We start from the raw sequence: 16962 nt of genomic DNA, 5'->3' as shown, positions 1-16962 counted from the left end.
AAGCCATTTATTGTTTAGTTATTTTCTAACAAATAGGCTTTGAACAAGTCATAATCAACCGGTAATTCTTTTGCCAGTTTTTCCTTTCCGGAAAGTGTTTCGGCTCCTTCCGGAAGTTTAACCTTTTCGAATACATCAGCATCGATAGCATCCGGAAATTTGCAGGGATGTGCTGTAGAAAGAAATACGGAAGCATACTGTCCCGGATGCTCGCCAAGATAAGCCTGTGAAGCTAACCAGGCAATAGCGGTATGCGGACAAGCGACATATTGATATTCCAGATAAAGCTGTTTCATAGCAGCCTTAGTCGCCTCATCATCGTAAGTATAGGATGTAACAACCTTTTTCAAGGCTTCCAGATCCTGATCAAAGAGATCCAGAATCCGAACCCAGTTGCTCGGATCTCCTACATCCATAGCATTGGCCAGCGTCTGCACAGAAGGCTTAGGCTGGTATTGTCCGGAAGACAAGAAACGCGGAACTGTATCATTGACATTGGTTGCAGCCACAAATTTTTCAACAGGAAGCCCCATCTTAAAAGCCAGCAATCCTGCACCTATATTTCCAAAATTTCCGCTTGGCACACTGAATACAACCTGATTGATTCCCTGTGCCTTCAATTGCGCGTAGGCATAGAAATAATAAAAGGTTTGCGGAATAAGACGTGCAATATTAATAGAATTGGCAGATGTCAATCTTAATTCCCTATTCAATTCAGCATCATTAAATGCCTTCTTCACCAGCGCCTGGCAATCATCAAACGTACCGTCCACTTCCAGTGCCCGGATATTCTGCCCGTTGGTGGTAAGCTGCTGTTCCTGTACTTCGGAAACTTTTCCTTTTGGATACAGAATCGTTACCCTCGTCCCTTCTACACCTAAAAAGCCTAATGCTACAGCGCCTCCGGTATCACCTGATGTAGCGACCAGTACATCTAACAACTTATCATCAGATTGCGAGAAATACCCCATAACACGACTCATAAAACGAGCCCCGAAATCTTTAAAAGCATAAGACGGACCGTGGAATAATTCCAACACCGCTGTATCCTTGCTCAGGAAGCGGACAGGCGCATCAAAATTAATGGCATCCTTAATGATCTTTTTAAGATCATCAGCCGGGATATCCTGCCCGATCAAAGCATGGGCAACTGTGAATGCAATCTCCTCTAAAGAGTATTGCTGAATGTTACGGATAAACATGGGATCCAGCTGAGGGATCACTTCTGGCATATAAAGCCCCTTGTCTGCAGGCAGTGAATTGAATACGGCATCTTTGAAGGATACACGCAGATCTTTATTTTGGGTACTGTATAATTTCATTTTCTGTTAGTTTAAAACTTTAGGTCCTTCTACATTGACGGATGATACATATCCGAAACTTTCTATTTCGGATTCATTCAGGTGTTGCTGTATGCGTATCTTGATGTTTTCAGCTATAGCTCTGTCTCTTGTCACCGCTACTACAGAAGGTCCTGAGCCCGATATACCAAAGCTCAATGCGCCTTCCTCCAAAGCAATTTGCTTCATTTCATAAAATTGCGGAATCAGAATAGCGCGTGTAGGTTCGATCAGTACATCATGCATACTTCTTGCTATAAGGTCATAATCTTCCTTGAACAGGCCGGCTACGAGTCCCGCAATATTTCCCCATTGTGTGACCGCGTCTTTCAGTAATACTTTTTCTTTGATAAGTTGACGCGCATCTCTTGTCGGGACATCTACCTGCGGAAACACGACCGCTGCATATAGCTCTTTCGGAGTCGGCAGGGATATAACATCCAGAGGTTCGGTACTGCGAATCAGTGTAATGCCTCCAAAAAGAGCAGGAGCTACATTGTCTGCGTGACCTGTACCGCAGGCCAGTCGTTCTCCCTCTACGCAGTAAGGAAGAAGCTCTTCCTTAGAAAGCGGGCTTCCTAACAGCGCATTAATGGCAAAGAGACCTGCAACAGTGCTGGCAGCACTGGAACCTAGTCCGGAGCCAATAGGCATATGTTTGTGTAATTTGATCTCGACACCGACTTCATGCTGCAATCCCAGATTATGCAGCAGAAATTGCACACATGCTGATACTGTATTTTTTTCAGGATCTAAAGGCAACCGACCGTCGTCACCTGTTATCTCGGTAATCACTACTCCTGGTGTTGAAATCCTTTTCATGATGACCTCATCGCCCGGCTCGTCCAGTGCGAAACCCAGAATATCAAATCCGCAGATCATATTGGCAACCGTTGCCGGTGCAAAAACTCTTATTTCATCCAACATTTTTTCCAGATTGATATCCTTTTTCAGCTGCGATAGTTCCATTGTGTATGTTTAGTAATTAATATTCAGTAATTGTATTTCAGTTATCAGGATTAAGCGCCTACGTTTACCAGGTCCGCAAATACACCTGCCGCTGTAACCTCAGCACCTGCTCCAGGTCCTTTGACAACGAGAGGACGTTCCTTATAGCGTTCGGTTGTAAAGGAGATAATATTGTCACTTCCCGAAAGCGAATAGAACGGGTGTGTCTCATCCACCAACTGTACTGAAATAGCCACTTTTCCATTTTCCAGTTTACCGATATAACGGATTACTTTATTCTCAGCCTTAGCTTTTGCTTTTAATGCCTCGAAATACGCATCCTCCTTTTTCAGTTCTTCATAAAAAGAAGCCACACTATCAGCTTTCAGACAGGCTTCCGGCAGAATGGCACCCAGATCTACATCTTCAGATTCAATGGCATGACCTGCATCACGCGCCAGAATCAGCATCTTACGCATGAAATCCACTCCTCCGAGGTCATCACGCGGATCAGGCTCTGTATACCCCAGTTCCTGTGCTTTCATAACCACATCATAGAATGAAGCATCATCTTTAAAGTTATTGAAAATATAGGATATTGTTCCGGACAGGATCGCTTCTATCCTGATAATACGGTCACCGCTCATCATTAAATCTTTAAGGACACGTACGATCGGTAATCCTGCACCGACATTTGTTTCATAAAAGAAATCTACACCGTATTTGCGCGCAGTGTCATGCAGAGACTTATACTGCTCATATTTGCCCGAATTCGCAATCTTATTGCAGGTTACAATGGATATATTGGATCTGAAGATATCTTCATAATAGGAAGACGGGACTTTACTTGCTGTATTATCTATAAAAACACAGTTAGGCAGATTCATTGCTTTCATCTTCTCTACAAATAGCGGCAAATCAGCATCTATTCCATTTTCGTTCAGATCCGCTTCCCAGTTACCCAGATTGATTCCCGATTCACTGAAAACCATCTTCCGGCTATTCGATATCCCCACTACCTTGATATCAATATCATTTTTATCAGAAAGGAAATCATGCTGATTCTCCAGTTGTTTGAACAATGTAGAACCAATATTCCCTGTTCCCAGATTAAAGACATGTAACGTTTTCTTGAGTTCAGCAAAGAAAGCATCATGAACCGCATTCAGTGCCTTTGCAAGATCAATCTTGGAGATGATCACTGAGATATTAAATTCAGAAGATCCCTGAGCAATTGCACGTACATTGATACCGTTTCTTCCCAGTGCGGCGAATAGTTTGCCCGACATTCCCGGGGTTTTCTTCATATTCTCACCGACAATGGCAAGTACGGAAAGATCATTTTCAATTTCAGGGCGTACCAGTTTATTTGCTTCCAGTTCCAGCTCAAACTCTGCTTCTATAAGCTGTACAGCCTTGCGCGCATCATCCGGGTGCACGGCAAATGTAATACTGTGCTCGGAAGAAGACTGCGTAATCAATACGACATTGATCTGTTCACGGGCAAGTAAGGTGAACAGACGACCGCTGAAACCGGATTTGCCGATCATACCTGAACCGCTCAGATTGATCACAGAGATATCGCTGATAGAAGAAATACCTTTTATCGGATAACTGGTCTTTCCGCTGTCAAACTGAATAACTGTTCCTTCAAATTCCGGCTGGAATGTATTACGGATAATGATTGGAATTTTCTTCAGAAATGCAGGAATCATGGTCGGTGGATAAATCACCTTCGCACCAAAATAGGAAAGCTCCATTGCTTCTGTATAAGAGAGAACCGGCAAGGAGAATGCTTTCTTAACAATACGCGGATCTGCAGTCAGCATACCGTTTACATCTGTCCATATCTCTATAGCCGAAGCATTCAGTACTGAACCGAATATAGCAGCTGTATAGTCTGACCCTCCCCGACCTAAAGTCGTAATACGTCCATTTTCGTTAGAACCGATAAATCCGGTTACGAACATAAGCTTGTCGGCATTGGTATTAGCCAGTGCACGGATCAGTTGATCGGTGATCTCGTCATTGACACTGGCATGTCCAAAATTTGAATTTGTCTTGATATAATGTGAAGCATCTACAAACAATGCTTCTTCCAGGTGTTGTTCGGCTATTTTTGACACCAGAAAGGTAGAGCAGCGCTCTCCATAACTCACCACCAGATCCCGGCTTTGATTACTCAGCTCTTTCAGCGCATAGATTCCCTGAAGCAGGTCTTCTATTTCATTGAAGAACAACTTTAATTTGGTAAACACAGGATTCTGGAATTTAACAGCGATTAGTTTACGTACCACTTCAAAGTGTTTCTCTTCCAGAACTTTTATACCGGACTCAAATGGTTTGCCCTCAGCTGCATCTTCTGCCATTTGTGTTAACAGATTGGTAATACCTGACATAGCAGATAATACGACTAGTGGTTTCTCTCCTGCCTGATAAGCTGCTGTTACAATGGCGAGCACAGACCGGATACTGTCTGCCGAACCTACTGATGTACCACCGAATTTTAGAACTTTCATATTTAATTATACTGTTTAGTTGACTGATTTAAAACAAAAAACGCCTTCCTCTTTGCGGAGGAAGGCGTTTTCATCAATATTATGTACACTTTTTAATACATAGAAACTACTTCCTCCGCGTATATGCCCCCGGTGGTAATAATAATCGATGTAGTAATGGTGTTAAAATTCATTTCTGTTTTTTGCTTGTGCTAAAGGTAGGATATTAATTTCGAAATATTCAAAAATATTTTATCTTTTTTATCAAATTCACCTTTAAAGCTATGTTTCGTTGATTTTTTAATGAAATATAGTTTTATACAGCTCAGAAAGCTTCGGTTTTGAATTGTTAAAAAAGGTTAAAGAATTGTTAAATCTGCGTCAAAAAGTTTGGATTGCTAGACAGAATGACTTAGTTTTGCGACAGTGCTGTAGAATAAAATATACAGTGCGCATGTAAAAGTTTAAAGTTGTATTAATAAAGCGATTGAATGAAAACAAAGAAAATAGTAGCTTTAGTGCTATTTATAGGCTTATGTCTAGTGTCGCAGGCACAATCAACCAAAACCCAATCCAAATCAGAATCAGCCGATCCTGATAACTTAGCAAAAGATTATTTCTCGCAAATCATGGGTGTAGCTGTTTCAGCAACTACAAATACCAAACTTTATCAATTTGTATACGACTGGATCGGTACTCCTTACCGTCTCGGAGGCGATTCCAAAAGAGGTATTGACTGCTCGAAGTTTGCATACGAACTATACGATAAGGTTTTTAACACTTCTATCGGTTACAATAGCCGTAATATCTACACACAGGTAGATCCTATCGGCAAAAGTGAACTAAAAGCGGGAGATCTGGTTTTCTTTAAAATCAGAAGCAAAAGCATCACACACATAGGGGTATACCTTGGAGATGACAAATTTGCACACGCTTCATCCAGTAAAGGTGTTATGATCAGTAATCTGAATGAGGCTTACTGGAAGCGCTACTACTACAACGGCGGACGTATGCCGATTGATAATTCAGAAGAAATTGGAAGAGTATTGACTGCAGATCTTCTTAAAGAAAGAAAAGCAACTGTCAATTAATCAATAAAACAGTATTCAAAAGTCCGATTGTTCATGCAATCGGACTTTTTTGTTTAAAAGATTTCTTATTTTTACCTCAGTAAAATTTGAGCCGTATGTCTTCAAAAAAAACCCTTATTCTAAATAAAGAGCAAATCAAACAAAAGTCAATTCGTATTGCCTATCAGATACTTGAAGATAATTTTGAGGAAAAGGCAATCGTCATTGTGGGCATTGCAGACAGAGGCTATATCTTCGCTCAGCGTCTTCAGAAAATTCTTGTTACGTTAGCACCCGAAAAAACAATCGAGCTTATTAAAGTAACAATCAACAAGACCAGCCGGAGCCTGGTGGGTTCTACAGATGTAGCAGCCTCTACAGCGAAAGATAAAGTGGTGATCCTTGTCGATGATGTACTGAACAGCGGAAGAGCTTTAGCGTATGGCTTAGGAATCTTTCTGGACGTTCCGTTGAAAAAGATGAGAACAGCTGTACTGATTGACAGAAGTCATCACAAATTTCCTATTTTCAGCGATTATTATGGTCTGAAGCTTTCGACTATCCTAAAGGAACATGTGGAAGTGACTTTGGAAGAATACGATAAAACAGAAGATGCGGCCTGGTTAGTATAACCGGACCGCATCCTGTACATTTATATGAAAAACATTCGTTTCTCTATTTCTTGATTTTCAATTTCATTCCGGGTTTCAGTTTACTGCTGCTCAGTCCGTTGTCTGCCTTAATATTACTTACGGTAGCACCTTTATATTTGTTGGCGATATCTGACAACGTATCCCCTCTCTTTACAGTATAGCTCAGATAAGTGCTCGTAGATTTTTTACTGGTAGTAGCAGCCTTACTCTTACTTACACGGCTCGCTAACCGCTCGTTGACTCCCGGACTGGATACGATCAGGGTACGACCTACCGGAGCACGACTTGATGAGATATCATTCCATGCTTTCAGGTTTTGTACACTCACCCCGAATTTCCTGGAAATACTCTGCAGTGTCTCTCCCTTTCTGACACGGTGTCTGGTCATCGCATTAGGCGATACGCGCAGATCATCATTAACCGCCTCAACAACTGCTGCCATAGTCTCTACAGGCGAATTAAGAGCTGTATACAGCTTCTCTTCGTCCATGCCTGCCAGTTTAGGTATAACAAGTCGACGGGGCGTCTCTGCCGTACCATTGACTATTCCTTTCTTGTATCCCGGATTGAGCATTTTTAAAGCCTCTTCTGAGAGATTAAGGGCCTGAGCAATACTGTTGAGATTAAGAGATTTGTCAACCATCATCATATCGGTAGCCAAATGATAATCTGTTGTTGCAGCTTCAATATTATTTTCAGCTGCATATCCCATCATATAAGTCATCGCAATAAATGCCGGTACGTAATTGCGGGTTTCTCTTGGAAGATACGCAGATATTTCCCAGAAGTTGGGATTGGTCTTTCCTGATTTAGCTATTGCACGTTTAATGTTTCCCTTTCCGCAATTATAGGATGCAATAGCAACCAGCCAGTCTCCGAATTCCTGATAAGAATCCTGCATGTATCTTGCAGCAGCATAGCATGATGCATAAGGATCTTTCCGCTCATCCAGATAATTATCCATTATCAGATTGTAGGATTTGGCTGTCCCATACATAAACTGCCATGGTCCCGTCGCGCCTACACGTGATACACTGTGCGGGTTGAGTGCTGATTCAACAATGGACAGGTATTTGATCTCATCCGGAACATTCATTTCTTTGAAGATCTTTTCATAGATCGGGAAATAATACTGCCCCAGTCCCAGCATCTTACTCATATGTGGTTTATAATTTTTAGAGCTGTACAGTTCTATATAATTACGTACCTGAGCATTGTAATTTAAAGGCACTTCCCGCTGGAGGGAGAGTAATTTGCGTACCATTCCCACATCCTGAATATCAAAAACGACATTATCGACGTTTTTTTCTCCGGCATTGACAAATTTAATACTGTCAAGTTCCTTTAAGATCTGTGTGTTTTCATCTGCCAGATTTTGCAGAAGTGTAGTTTGTAGATCATCTTTAAAAGATGAAGAGGATTGACCTTGAACATTAGCCTGTGCGATGCACAGAAAGCCAAATAAAGACAGGGTCGTCACTTTCATTTTAACCATAAGATCAATTTAATGCATAAAATAAGGTTGAATCCCTATTCTATAATAGCTCGTGTTCTTTGAAACATAAGCCGTACTTCCATGCATGTTTATAATTTCGGTCTTTTCAAAGCCTGGATATCCCTTGTCAGCTTTTGAAAACGGTTGAAAAAGCAAAAGATTCCTTTGAGATCTGATCACATTGGAATCTTTTGTTCTGGACGTCCATTAGTGGGCGTTATTTGAATTTTCTTTGTTATTCGTATTGTTGCCGGACTCAGTAGGTTCTTCCCGCTGACCATCCTTAAACTCTTTCACTCCACGTCCCAATCCACGCATTAATTCAGGAATCTTTTTACCCCCAAATAATAACAGAACCAAGATTACAATGATAATAATCTCTTGCGTTCCTATAAATAATAGCCCTGATGTTAACATAATCTATTTTTGTGTTTATTTTTTATGCCCTATTGCTTTAATCACCCCCGGTAAATCTTCCAAAGGTAAACATTTAATTTTTTATTTCTGTTATCTTGCCAGCCAAGATTCCGGATTTAACTCCGTCATTCCTTGGAAGATAGAGAATTTAACAAGTGAAATACCTTCCTCTGTATCCTCCCCTGCTGTACCTATAGCCTGTCCGGCAGAAACTTTTTGTCCCTTGGACACAGATAATCCTTTCATATCACTATATACGGTAAAATACTCTCCATGGTTTATAATAACGTTACCTGAACCTGCAGATGTAAAGGCCTGCACGACTGTCCCCGGGAATACCGCCTTTATTGTAGCATTCTCACCGGTACGGATAACGATATCCGGATTGTAAACCGTTACATTTCTTCCGTAAGAGCCCATACCAAACTTGCGGATGATATTACCCTGTCCCACCGGCCAAGGGAGTCTTCCTCTGTTAGATTTGAAATCTGCAGATAATCGGGCTGCCTCAGGCGTAGATTTCAACACATCTCCGTCTGATTTGCGTTTGGTATTTTTCTCTACTTCGGCTACTGTTTTACCTGTTTTACGCGCTTCAGCTTCGGCAAGACGCTTGCGCTCGGCTTCTGCTCTTCTTCTTTCTTCAGCGATTTCACGTGCGATGGCGGCTTTAATCTGTGCTGCCAGCTTACGTTCCTGCTGTTGTTTTTTACTCAGCTGCGATTTTACATTACGCTCCTGAGAGGCCAGCTCATTCAATACTTTCGAATGCTCGGCTTTATCTTTAGCGATTACAGAACGTTCATTTTGCTGATCTTTCAGCAGGACATTCTTTTTATTCTTATCGGCCTGCAGTTGCGCGATTTTTTGTTTAATCTTGTTTTGGGTTGCCTCTATTTCGTCCGCCTTTATTTTTCGGGAATCGTTAAATTGCTGAAGGTATTTTACACGACGATAAGCCTGATTAAAATCTTTTGATGCAAAGATGAACATCATTTTACTGTACGCATTCTTATTACGAAAAGCGAACATGATCATTTTCTCATAGTCTTTCCGCAGCTTTTCAAGCTCTGCTTTCAGTGCATCTACGGCTTTATTATTACTGGAGATCTGATTATCGATCAATCGTACTTCGGCATTGATAGTAGAGATCTTCTCCTCACGAAGATTCAATTGCTTACTCAGCGCATTGACCTCCTGTTGGGAAAGTTTTCTCTCCTTAGTGGTATTTTGTAATACTTTTTGCAGTTCGGCAATCTCTTTGGTCAATTGCTCTCTTTGTTTCTGTAATAAAGCGCTACTCTGTGCCTTACTTGCAGTCACTACAAAAAACAGTGCTAATATGCTTAATAATACTTTTTTAAAACCCATGAACTGATTTTCATTACTCCCTCTACCTTAATGTGAAACACATAAAGATAAAGAACTACAGTTTGCGAAAGTAATAAAACTAACGCATTATACATTAATATTCACTAATTTATTACCTTATATTTTGAAGGTACATTAAATGGTAATTCCAAAATTTCATTAAAAGTGACCTTATTAAAGACCAGATCTGCAGTCACCCTGGCATTCTCTCCTATCAGATTCAAACGTAATTTTTGTGGAAAATTGTATCCCGACACAACAGAATGTTGACCATACATGGCTTCCAGCTTTTGATTACGTCCGTCTTCTGACAATCGGAAGGTAACCGGACGGTTATCCGTATTGATAATATAATGAAATCTCATCCCATCTTTAATACCAACCATCTGTGTATCCTGTGAACTGCTGGCCATCTGCAGGTTGTCGGTATTGAGTAATGTGGAAGACACATTGCCTATCAGGATATCCTGAAGATTAGAAAATGTAACAGCCCGGTTGGTATACTGATATACATAACTAAAAGGTTTGGAGATATACTCTCCCTGCAGTTTATTCAAGATCTTGATACTGTCAGGTGTGATAAGGATACGCGCAACTTCAATAGAAAGAAAAGAGGTAACAGATATCCATATCGCCTTGTTCCGCTCTATCCGTACATTAGCAGTAGCATCATAGGACTTATCTCCCAACGCTATTGTACTTTTTGCTTTTCCTGAGAATGTGTGAAAATCCAGATTACTCAGCTCAAATGTCTTGATCGCATCGGCAGTTGAATTTATAGGAGATACGACTTTCGGTTGTTCCTTATTCGTTATACTCTTTTTACTCTTACAGGAATACAATGCCAGTACCATCACCATCAATCCTATGCTCCATTTACTCCACATATTTTCTGTTTTTAATTTTAATCGCCAGTTTTTCTTTATCTATATCTTCGGAATCCGCCAGAACCAATGCTTTCTCCCATTGCTTTACAGCATCTTTCTCTCTTCCGACATGAAACAAGATATCTCCGTAATGATCCAGCAAGGTTGCAGAGGCCTGAGCTGAATTCTTAATGGAGCGTTCAATCCATACCAATGCTTCGCTGTATTTTTCCTGTTGAAATAAGACCCATGCATATGTATCCTGAAATGTCGCAGAGGCAGGTTCCAGTTCATTTGACAGTTTGGAATACGTAGCTGCTTTCTCCAGATCTTTTTTACGAAGTGATAAATAATAGGCCAGATTATTCATTGCTGTGACATTGGTACTGTCCAGTTTGATCGCTTCTTCGTAAGCCACATCAGAAGCTGACTCCATTTTCAACTGATGATACACATCTCCTAATGCTGCATAAATATTGGATTGTACAAATTTGTTCTCATTCTCACTGTTATTCAGTGCCTGTTCCAATAGTTCGCGTGCATTATCCTTATCATCTTTCATGAGATAAGCAAGTCCGGTAAAGTATAATAGTGTAGGATTATTCGGATTAGCCCGTAAGCCTTCCATACCATGCACAATAGCTACATCTACTTCACGAAGTGCCATATCTGTATTAATAAGCATGCGCCATCCGTCAATATTTGCCGGATTGATCCCTACCGCTACCAAAAATAAAGAACGGGCACCTTGCGGATCTTTACGTCTCCACATGACATCTCCTTTCGCCATATGGCTTTCCGCCATACGTGGATGTTTCAATACCAGCACATTTGTCAGATCCTGCAACTGATCCAGCGTAAATCCATTCTCTCTTATGAGTAAAGCGTGTACAACGCGATTTTTTTCCTGAAAATCTATTTTGTCCGATTCGAACGCTTTTTTCAGATAAGCATAAGCCTGTTTTTGGTTTTTCGCAGCAGAATAGGCATCAGCCATATCCAGATACAGCAGATCATCATGTGTAATACTGATACCTTTTTCAACGGTGGCTATTGCCTGCTTGGCATCTTTATCCCGTATATACAAATAGGACAATGTGCTGTATACCTGACGAAGCGGGCTGTTTTTTTGTTCCCAGGATCTGAGAATCTGTTTAGCGTCCTCATTTTTATTCTGACTCATCAAAATCTCGGCTTTCAGCAAATCCAGTGTATCCGATACTCCGAATTTCTTCTTTGTACTTTCATAAAAAGTCAATGCTTCATCCGATCTCTTACGCATATGGAGCAACATAATCTTCTCCCGGTATGCCTGAGGAAGATCCGGCTTTTCGGTGATCACCTGATCCAGTATACTGAGGGCATTATCATAATCCTGTCTGGATTTGTAAAGATCGATCAGAAAATTATAATAACGAAGATCTTTATTGAGTACTATAGCCTGCTGAATATTGGAAACTGCAGCATCGTAATTACGAAACTGGCCGTACAACAATGCTTTTCCGTAATATACTTCATCAGCGTTGGGGTATTTGGCGGTGATTTCATCCATGATCCGGAACGCTTCCTGGAACTCACCGTTTCTGAGTTTGGCTTCAATAAGCACCAGTTGATCCTGATAAGGTTTTTTTTCATTCTGCTGTGCTTCCGCAATAGAATAAAGTCCGGTCTGAAGAATAAGCATCAGCACAACAAATAAGTATCGGCAAGCACGATTTGTTTTTATCACCATGTATTATAATGTTTTTTAAAGAATTACCGCATTCGTATGAATAATATACTAAAGTACTCAATAGCTGGTAAAAAGATGACAAATGAACGCAAAAGTTTAATAAGGCAAGCGTTAATAAATGTGAAAGTTTGAGTTACAGCAAAATAAAGAAGAAATAGCTTTTATATTAAAAAGATTTGACGTACCTTTGCAGACCTTTGTGATAAAGGAAAAGAAGATAATAACATTTTATTAATTAATTAATCAAAAGCAAGTGAATACGTTAAGTTACAAAACTGTCTCTGCCAACAAGAACACTGTCAACAAAGAGTGGATTGTTGTTGATGCTGAAGGCGAGATTTTGGGGCGCTTGGCAAGCGAGATTGCGAAAGTGATCCGTGGAAAACACAAGCCAACATTTACCCCTCACGTAGACTGCGGAGATAACGTTATTGTTATCAATGCAGACAAAATTAGATTGACAGGTGATAAATTAGGTGACAAAGTTTACGTTCGCTACACTGGATACCCAGGTGGTCAGCGTTTCATTACTCCTAAGGAATTATTGGCTAAACACCCTGAGCGCATCATTGAGAAAGCTGTTCGTGGTATGCTTCCTAAAAACCGTTTAGGACGTCAATTGTTTAAAAACCTTTATGTTTATGCTGGTACTGAGCACAAACATGATGCGCAAAATCCAAAACCAGTTAAATTTTAAGGAGAATCGACATGTCAACAACTAACACTTCAGGAAGAAGAAAAACTGCTGTTGCCCGCATTTACTTAACTGCTGGTAGCGGAAACATTACCGTAAATGGTAAAGATTACAAAACATATTTCCCAACATTGCCATTGCAATACATCGTTACTCAGTCTACTGAAGTAGCGGGTGCTGCCGGAAATTATGATGTCAATGTTAACGTGAATGGTGGAGGTGTAAAAGGTCAGGCTGAGGCTGTGCGTCTTGCGATTGCAAAAGCACTTATTGAGCTTGATGCTACAGTAAAACCTGCATTACGTGCAAAAGGTTTAGTTACGCGTGATGACCGTATGGTTGAGCGTAAAAAACCAGGACGCCGTAAAGCACGTAGAAGATTCCAATTCAGTAAACGTTAATCAAAGGAGGATCAAAAAATGGCAAGAACAACTTATCAAGACTTATTGGATGCAGGTGTGCACTTTGGTCACCTTACACGTAAATGGGATCCGAAAATGGCTAAGTACATTTTCATGGAACGCAACGGTATCCACATCATTGACTTGAACAAAACTCTTACGAAATTAGAAGAAGCTGCTTCAGCTATCAAACAAATCGTAAAATCAGGTCGTAAAGTTTTATTCGTAGCTACGAAAAAACAAGCAAAAGAAATCATCGCACAACAGGCGAAAGAAGTAAACATGCCTTTCGTAACTGAAAGATGGTTAGGTGGTATGCTTACAAACTTCGCAACAGTACGTAAGTCCATCAAAAAAATGTCGAACATCGACAAAATGCAAAAAGATGGTACTTATGATGTATTGTCTAAGAAAGAGAAATTGATGATTCAACGTGAACGTATTAAGTTAGAAAGCCTTTTGGGCGGTATCGCTGACTTGAACCGTTTACCGGCTGCTTTATTCATCATCGATGTGAAAAAAGAACACATCGCTGTTTCTGAAGCAATCAAATTGAACATCCCTACTTTTGCAATGGTAGATACAAACTCTGACCCTACTAATATCGACTTCCCTATCCCTGCAAACGATGATGCGACTAAATCCATCAGCCTTATCGCAGGTATTATCAGCAAGGCGATCCAGGAAGGATTAGATGAGCGTAAACGCGACAAAGAGGACGAAGCTGAAAAAGAAGCTGCAGCTGCTAAAGCGCAAGTGGACAACGGTGGTGAAGCTCAAGAAGCTAACGCTGGTGCTAAACGCCCTCGCAAAGCGAAAGACGGAGAATAATATTTTCTATATTAAACCGGATAGACCTGTGTTAGTTTGTGGAGATCATGATTTCCTTAGACGGCGCATATCTGTCCGGTTTTCTTGTTAAAACCCGGAAGTAAGGTTTAACAATTCACAATTGCTTAACACAAAAAAAGAAGTTGTGATCTTTTCAAAATGTAATTTTATAAAAAATAAAAAATAACATGTCAGTACAAATTTCTGCATCAGATGTAAATAAACTGCGTCAACAAACAGGCGCTGGTATGATGGACTGTAAAAAAGCATTAGTAGAAGCAAATGGTGATTTCGAAGCTGCTATCGATTACCTGCGTAAAAAAGGAGCTAAGGTAGCTGCCAGCCGTCAGGATCGTGAGTCTAACGAGGGAGTAATCATTGCAAAAGCTTCTGCCGATAAGAAAAGCGGTATTGTAGTTGAAGTAAACTGTGAAACTGACTTCGTAGCTAAAAATGCTGATTTCGTAGCGTTTGCTGAGTCAATCGCTGACGTTGCTATCGCTAACCAACCTGCTTCTCTGGAAGCACTTAAAGCTTTAGAAATTGACGGTCGTCCAATCGCTGAACTTTTGATCGATCAAACTGGTAAAATCGGTGAGAAAATCGAAGTTTCTAAATATGAGGCTGTTCAGGCTGAAGAAGTGATCGCTTATATCCACGGTAACTACCGTCTGGGTGTATTGGTAGGTCTTTCTGCTGCTGGTGAAGGTGTAGAAGAAGCTGGTAAAGACGTAGCAATGCAAATCGCTGCTATGAACCCGGTTGCTATCGATAAAGATGGTGTGGATACTAAAACTATCGAACGCGAATTAGAAATCGCTAAAGAGCAAATCCGTGCAGAAGGAAAACCAGAAGAAATGGTAGAAAAAATTGCACAAGGTAAATTGAATAAATTCTACAAAGAGTCTACTTTATTGAACCAGGAGTTCGTAAAAGATTCTTCAAAAAATATCGCTCAATTCTTAGACTCAGTAGCTAAAGGATTGACTGTTTCCGCTTTCAAACGTGTTCAGTTAGGCGCATAATTTTTGACTGCTCTGCAGGAAATCATCCTCCTGCTATTCAAGCAGTAGACCCGTCAAGCCTGCCCTTTTCGAAAAGCAGGCTTGACTTTTATTCAAAATTTTAGTTGCATAAACAACATTAAATAGTTTAAATATTGTTATTTTGAGTGAATTATTAACTTAACAGCAATCTATTGAAATTTAATTTGCGCAAACCTTTTATTCGCTTGATTGTACTTTTAATTAGAGTATTTTGACGATGATAAAAATAACCACAACCACATTATTCCTAATCTTTGCCCTTTCAACTGCCCATGCACAACAGATCGTGGATGAGCAATTAAAAGATCCTATCCGCAGTGCTATCCGTACAAACAGAGAACTGGCTGGAAAAGATATGGAAAATCAGAAGACCAAAATTGAAGGTGATATGGTGGGCAACAAACGGTTACCCAGTGTTTCCGCTGCCGGTTTTTACTCCTATTTCAATTCAGGAGGTAAACTCGATCTGCCCACTGTTCCGATTGGCAATACGCCTCTAAGTCTCTTTGAGGGTGCACAAGACTTTCGTTTACAGGGCCAGGTAGGATTAGTAGGTGTGACCGCTACTCAGGTGATCTTTAGTGGACTGCAGATCAGTAACGGACAGAAAGCTCTAAAAGAAAAACTTCAGGCTCAGAATTATCTCCTGGAAGCCGATAAGGAGACGATTGCCAAAGAAATTATAAGCACATTTGATCAGTTAATGTTGCTGAAAGAAGTAGAAAAACTGATTGTTGATTCCGAGAAACGCTTGAATAAAGAACACCTCAAGGTTGTTAAGGCTATAGAAAACGGTATGGCGATACCTTATGACCGGGATAAGATTAAACTGGCCATGCTCGAACTGGAAGCTAAAAAGGTAGAACTGGAAGGTTCAAAAGAATTACTTCTGCAAAAACTGGAACAGGATACTCATCTCCCTGCAGATCAGTTACAGCATATTAATTACGAACTAAAAGGGATCGTGATTAATAAGGAGGAAAACAGCATAGAAAACCGCTATGAGCTCAAAGCACTGGATGCTTCGCAACGTGCATATGAGTATGTCTATAAAAAAGAAAAAGGATCCGGTCTTCCGCAGGTATTTGCGTTCGGATCTGCATCGTACAGTAATGTATTCAAATCCAGGCTGACGCTTCAGGATGTCAGCCTCCTGGGAGATGTACATCTGCGCTCCGATCAATTGCAGCTCTTCCCTACTTTTATTGTGGGAGTAGGCGCCAAATGGGAAATTTTTAAAGGCGGAGAGCACAAAAACAAACTGAAACAGGCTAAACTGGATCTGGATATCAACCAGAATAAAAAGGATGATATTTCGGAAAAACTGGAGCTTTTACTCAAAAAAAATAAAGTAGAGTACAATACGGCTAATCAAAAACTAAAAGTCAACGATCAGCAAGTACAGGTGGCAAAGAATAATCTTAATCTTTCATCCAAACAATATCAGGAAGGGTTGATAGATGTGACCGAACTGCTGGCTTCCGAAAATGATTATTACAAATCTAGTCTGGGCTACTATTCACAGATTTTACAGCAACGTAAATCTGCTCTTGAAGTTTTACATACCACTGGTGATTTACTTAACAGCATATTAAAATAA

The 16962-nt window shown here is 40.4% G+C and carries 15 protein-coding genes; 7 read left to right on the top strand and 8 right to left on the bottom strand.

Features of this window, described 5'->3' with window-relative positions; translation table 11 throughout:
* Positions 1-14: 14 nt before the first annotated feature.
* From thrC to thrA, 3 genes are read right to left on the bottom strand one after another with little or no spacing between them, the layout of a single operon-like run.
* Positions 15-1322 carry a threonine synthase gene (gene thrC / locus HMPREF0766_RS01590; protein ID WP_002993103.1) on the bottom strand — a complete coding sequence of 436 codons (1308 nt, stop codon included), beginning with the start codon at positions 1320-1322 and terminating at the stop codon, positions 15-17.
* Positions 1323-1328: 6 nt separating this feature from the next.
* The gene (locus HMPREF0766_RS01585) at positions 1329-2309 is read right to left on the bottom strand and encodes a homoserine kinase (protein ID WP_002993101.1); all 981 of its coding nucleotides are present in this window, start codon (positions 2307-2309) and stop codon (positions 1329-1331) included.
* 50 nt (positions 2310-2359) lie between these two features.
* Positions 2360-4807: a bifunctional aspartate kinase/homoserine dehydrogenase I gene (gene thrA / locus HMPREF0766_RS01580; RefSeq protein WP_002993098.1), complete on the bottom strand. Its 2448-nt coding sequence runs from the start codon at positions 4805-4807 to the stop codon at positions 2360-2362.
* 470 nt (positions 4808-5277) lie between these two features.
* Between thrA and HMPREF0766_RS01575 the strand changes: the two genes are divergently transcribed.
* Both HMPREF0766_RS01575 and HMPREF0766_RS01570 read left to right on the top strand, forming a co-directional pair.
* Positions 5278-5877: a C40 family peptidase gene (locus tag HMPREF0766_RS01575; RefSeq protein ID WP_002993097.1), complete on the top strand. Its 600-nt coding sequence runs from the start codon at positions 5278-5280 to the stop codon at positions 5875-5877.
* A 95-nt stretch (positions 5878-5972) separates the two neighbouring features.
* Positions 5973-6488: a phosphoribosyltransferase family protein gene (locus tag HMPREF0766_RS01570; protein WP_002993096.1), complete on the top strand. Its 516-nt coding sequence runs from the start codon at positions 5973-5975 to the stop codon at positions 6486-6488.
* Positions 6489-6531: 43 nt separating this feature from the next.
* Here the strand turns inward: HMPREF0766_RS01570 and HMPREF0766_RS01565 are convergent, their stop codons facing one another.
* From HMPREF0766_RS01565 to HMPREF0766_RS01545, 5 genes are all read right to left on the bottom strand, one after another.
* Positions 6532-8004 carry a lytic transglycosylase domain-containing protein gene (locus tag HMPREF0766_RS01565; RefSeq protein WP_002993095.1) on the bottom strand — a complete coding sequence of 491 codons (1473 nt, stop codon included), beginning with the start codon at positions 8002-8004 and terminating at the stop codon, positions 6532-6534.
* 207 nt (positions 8005-8211) lie between these two features.
* The gene (locus HMPREF0766_RS01560; RefSeq protein WP_002993094.1) at positions 8212-8421 is read right to left on the bottom strand and encodes a twin-arginine translocase TatA/TatE family subunit; all 210 of its coding nucleotides are present in this window, start codon (positions 8419-8421) and stop codon (positions 8212-8214) included.
* 90 nt (positions 8422-8511) lie between these two features.
* Positions 8512-9792 carry a murein hydrolase activator EnvC family protein gene (locus tag HMPREF0766_RS01555; protein ID WP_002993093.1) on the bottom strand — a complete coding sequence of 427 codons (1281 nt, stop codon included), beginning with the start codon at positions 9790-9792 and terminating at the stop codon, positions 8512-8514.
* A 104-nt stretch (positions 9793-9896) separates the two neighbouring features.
* Positions 9897-10679 carry a lipoprotein insertase outer membrane protein LolB1 gene (gene lolB1 / locus HMPREF0766_RS01550; RefSeq protein ID WP_002993092.1) on the bottom strand — a complete coding sequence of 261 codons (783 nt, stop codon included), beginning with the start codon at positions 10677-10679 and terminating at the stop codon, positions 9897-9899.
* Positions 10669-12390, bottom strand: coding sequence for a tetratricopeptide repeat protein (locus tag HMPREF0766_RS01545; RefSeq protein WP_002993091.1), 1722 nt, complete (start codon positions 12388-12390; stop codon positions 10669-10671). The genes lolB1 and HMPREF0766_RS01545 overlap by 11 nt, the downstream gene beginning before the upstream one ends.
* Positions 12391-12643: 253 nt before the next feature.
* Between HMPREF0766_RS01545 and rplM the strand changes: the two genes are divergently transcribed.
* The 5 genes from rplM to HMPREF0766_RS01520 all read left to right on the top strand — a co-directional run bounded on the left by rplM (position 12644) and on the right by HMPREF0766_RS01520 (position 16962).
* Positions 12644-13087: a 50S ribosomal protein L13 gene (gene rplM / locus HMPREF0766_RS01540; protein WP_002993090.1), complete on the top strand. Its 444-nt coding sequence runs from the start codon at positions 12644-12646 to the stop codon at positions 13085-13087.
* An 11-nt stretch (positions 13088-13098) separates the two neighbouring features.
* Positions 13099-13485 carry a 30S ribosomal protein S9 gene (gene rpsI, locus HMPREF0766_RS01535; RefSeq protein WP_002993089.1) on the top strand — a complete coding sequence of 129 codons (387 nt, stop codon included), beginning with the start codon at positions 13099-13101 and terminating at the stop codon, positions 13483-13485.
* A gap of 18 nt (positions 13486-13503) precedes the next feature.
* A complete protein-coding gene (gene rpsB / locus HMPREF0766_RS01530; RefSeq protein ID WP_002993088.1) occupies positions 13504-14316 on the top strand; it encodes a 30S ribosomal protein S2 in 813 nt (270 codons plus the stop codon).
* A gap of 188 nt (positions 14317-14504) precedes the next feature.
* Positions 14505-15341 (top strand): translation elongation factor Ts, encoded by an 837-nt coding sequence (gene tsf / locus HMPREF0766_RS01525; protein ID WP_002993085.1) that lies wholly within the window; start codon positions 14505-14507, stop codon positions 15339-15341.
* 238 nt (positions 15342-15579) lie between these two features.
* Positions 15580-16962, top strand: coding sequence for a TolC family protein (locus tag HMPREF0766_RS01520; RefSeq protein WP_002993084.1), 1383 nt, complete (start codon positions 15580-15582; stop codon positions 16960-16962).

This window comes from Sphingobacterium spiritivorum ATCC 33861 (genome assembly GCF_000143765.1).
GTDB classification, from domain to species: Bacteria; Bacteroidota; Bacteroidia; order Sphingobacteriales; family Sphingobacteriaceae; genus Sphingobacterium; species Sphingobacterium spiritivorum.
This window is presented reverse-complemented; position numbering and strand designations above follow the sequence as displayed.

Bases quoted from the DNA above. Each gene is read 5' to 3' on its own strand.
- thrC (WP_002993103.1), bottom strand. From the start codon at position 1,322: ATGAAATTATACAGTACCCAAAATAAAGATCTGCGTGTATCCTTCAAA.
- HMPREF0766_RS01585 (WP_002993101.1), bottom strand. From the start codon at position 2,309: ATGGAACTATCGCAGCTGAAAAAGGATATCAATCTGGAAAAAATGTTG.
- thrA (WP_002993098.1), bottom strand. From the start codon at position 4,807: ATGAAAGTTCTAAAATTCGGTGGTACATCAGTAGGTTCGGCAGACAGT.
- HMPREF0766_RS01575 (WP_002993097.1), top strand. From the start codon at position 5,278: ATGAAAACAAAGAAAATAGTAGCTTTAGTGCTATTTATAGGCTTATGT.
- HMPREF0766_RS01570 (WP_002993096.1), top strand. From the start codon at position 5,973: ATGTCTTCAAAAAAAACCCTTATTCTAAATAAAGAGCAAATCAAACAA.
- HMPREF0766_RS01565 (WP_002993095.1), bottom strand. From the start codon at position 8,004: ATGGTTAAAATGAAAGTGACGACCCTGTCTTTATTTGGCTTTCTGTGC.
- HMPREF0766_RS01560 (WP_002993094.1), bottom strand. From the start codon at position 8,421: ATGTTAACATCAGGGCTATTATTTATAGGAACGCAAGAGATTATTATC.
- HMPREF0766_RS01555 (WP_002993093.1), bottom strand. From the start codon at position 9,792: ATGGGTTTTAAAAAAGTATTATTAAGCATATTAGCACTGTTTTTTGTA.
- lolB1 (WP_002993092.1), bottom strand. From the start codon at position 10,679: ATGTGGAGTAAATGGAGCATAGGATTGATGGTGATGGTACTGGCATTG.
- HMPREF0766_RS01545 (WP_002993091.1), bottom strand. From the start codon at position 12,390: ATGGTGATAAAAACAAATCGTGCTTGCCGATACTTATTTGTTGTGCTG.
- rpsI (WP_002993089.1), top strand. From the start codon at position 13,099: ATGTCAACAACTAACACTTCAGGAAGAAGAAAAACTGCTGTTGCCCGC.
- rpsB (WP_002993088.1), top strand. From the start codon at position 13,504: ATGGCAAGAACAACTTATCAAGACTTATTGGATGCAGGTGTGCACTTT.
- tsf (WP_002993085.1), top strand. From the start codon at position 14,505: ATGTCAGTACAAATTTCTGCATCAGATGTAAATAAACTGCGTCAACAA.
- HMPREF0766_RS01520 (WP_002993084.1), top strand. From the start codon at position 15,580: ATGATAAAAATAACCACAACCACATTATTCCTAATCTTTGCCCTTTCA.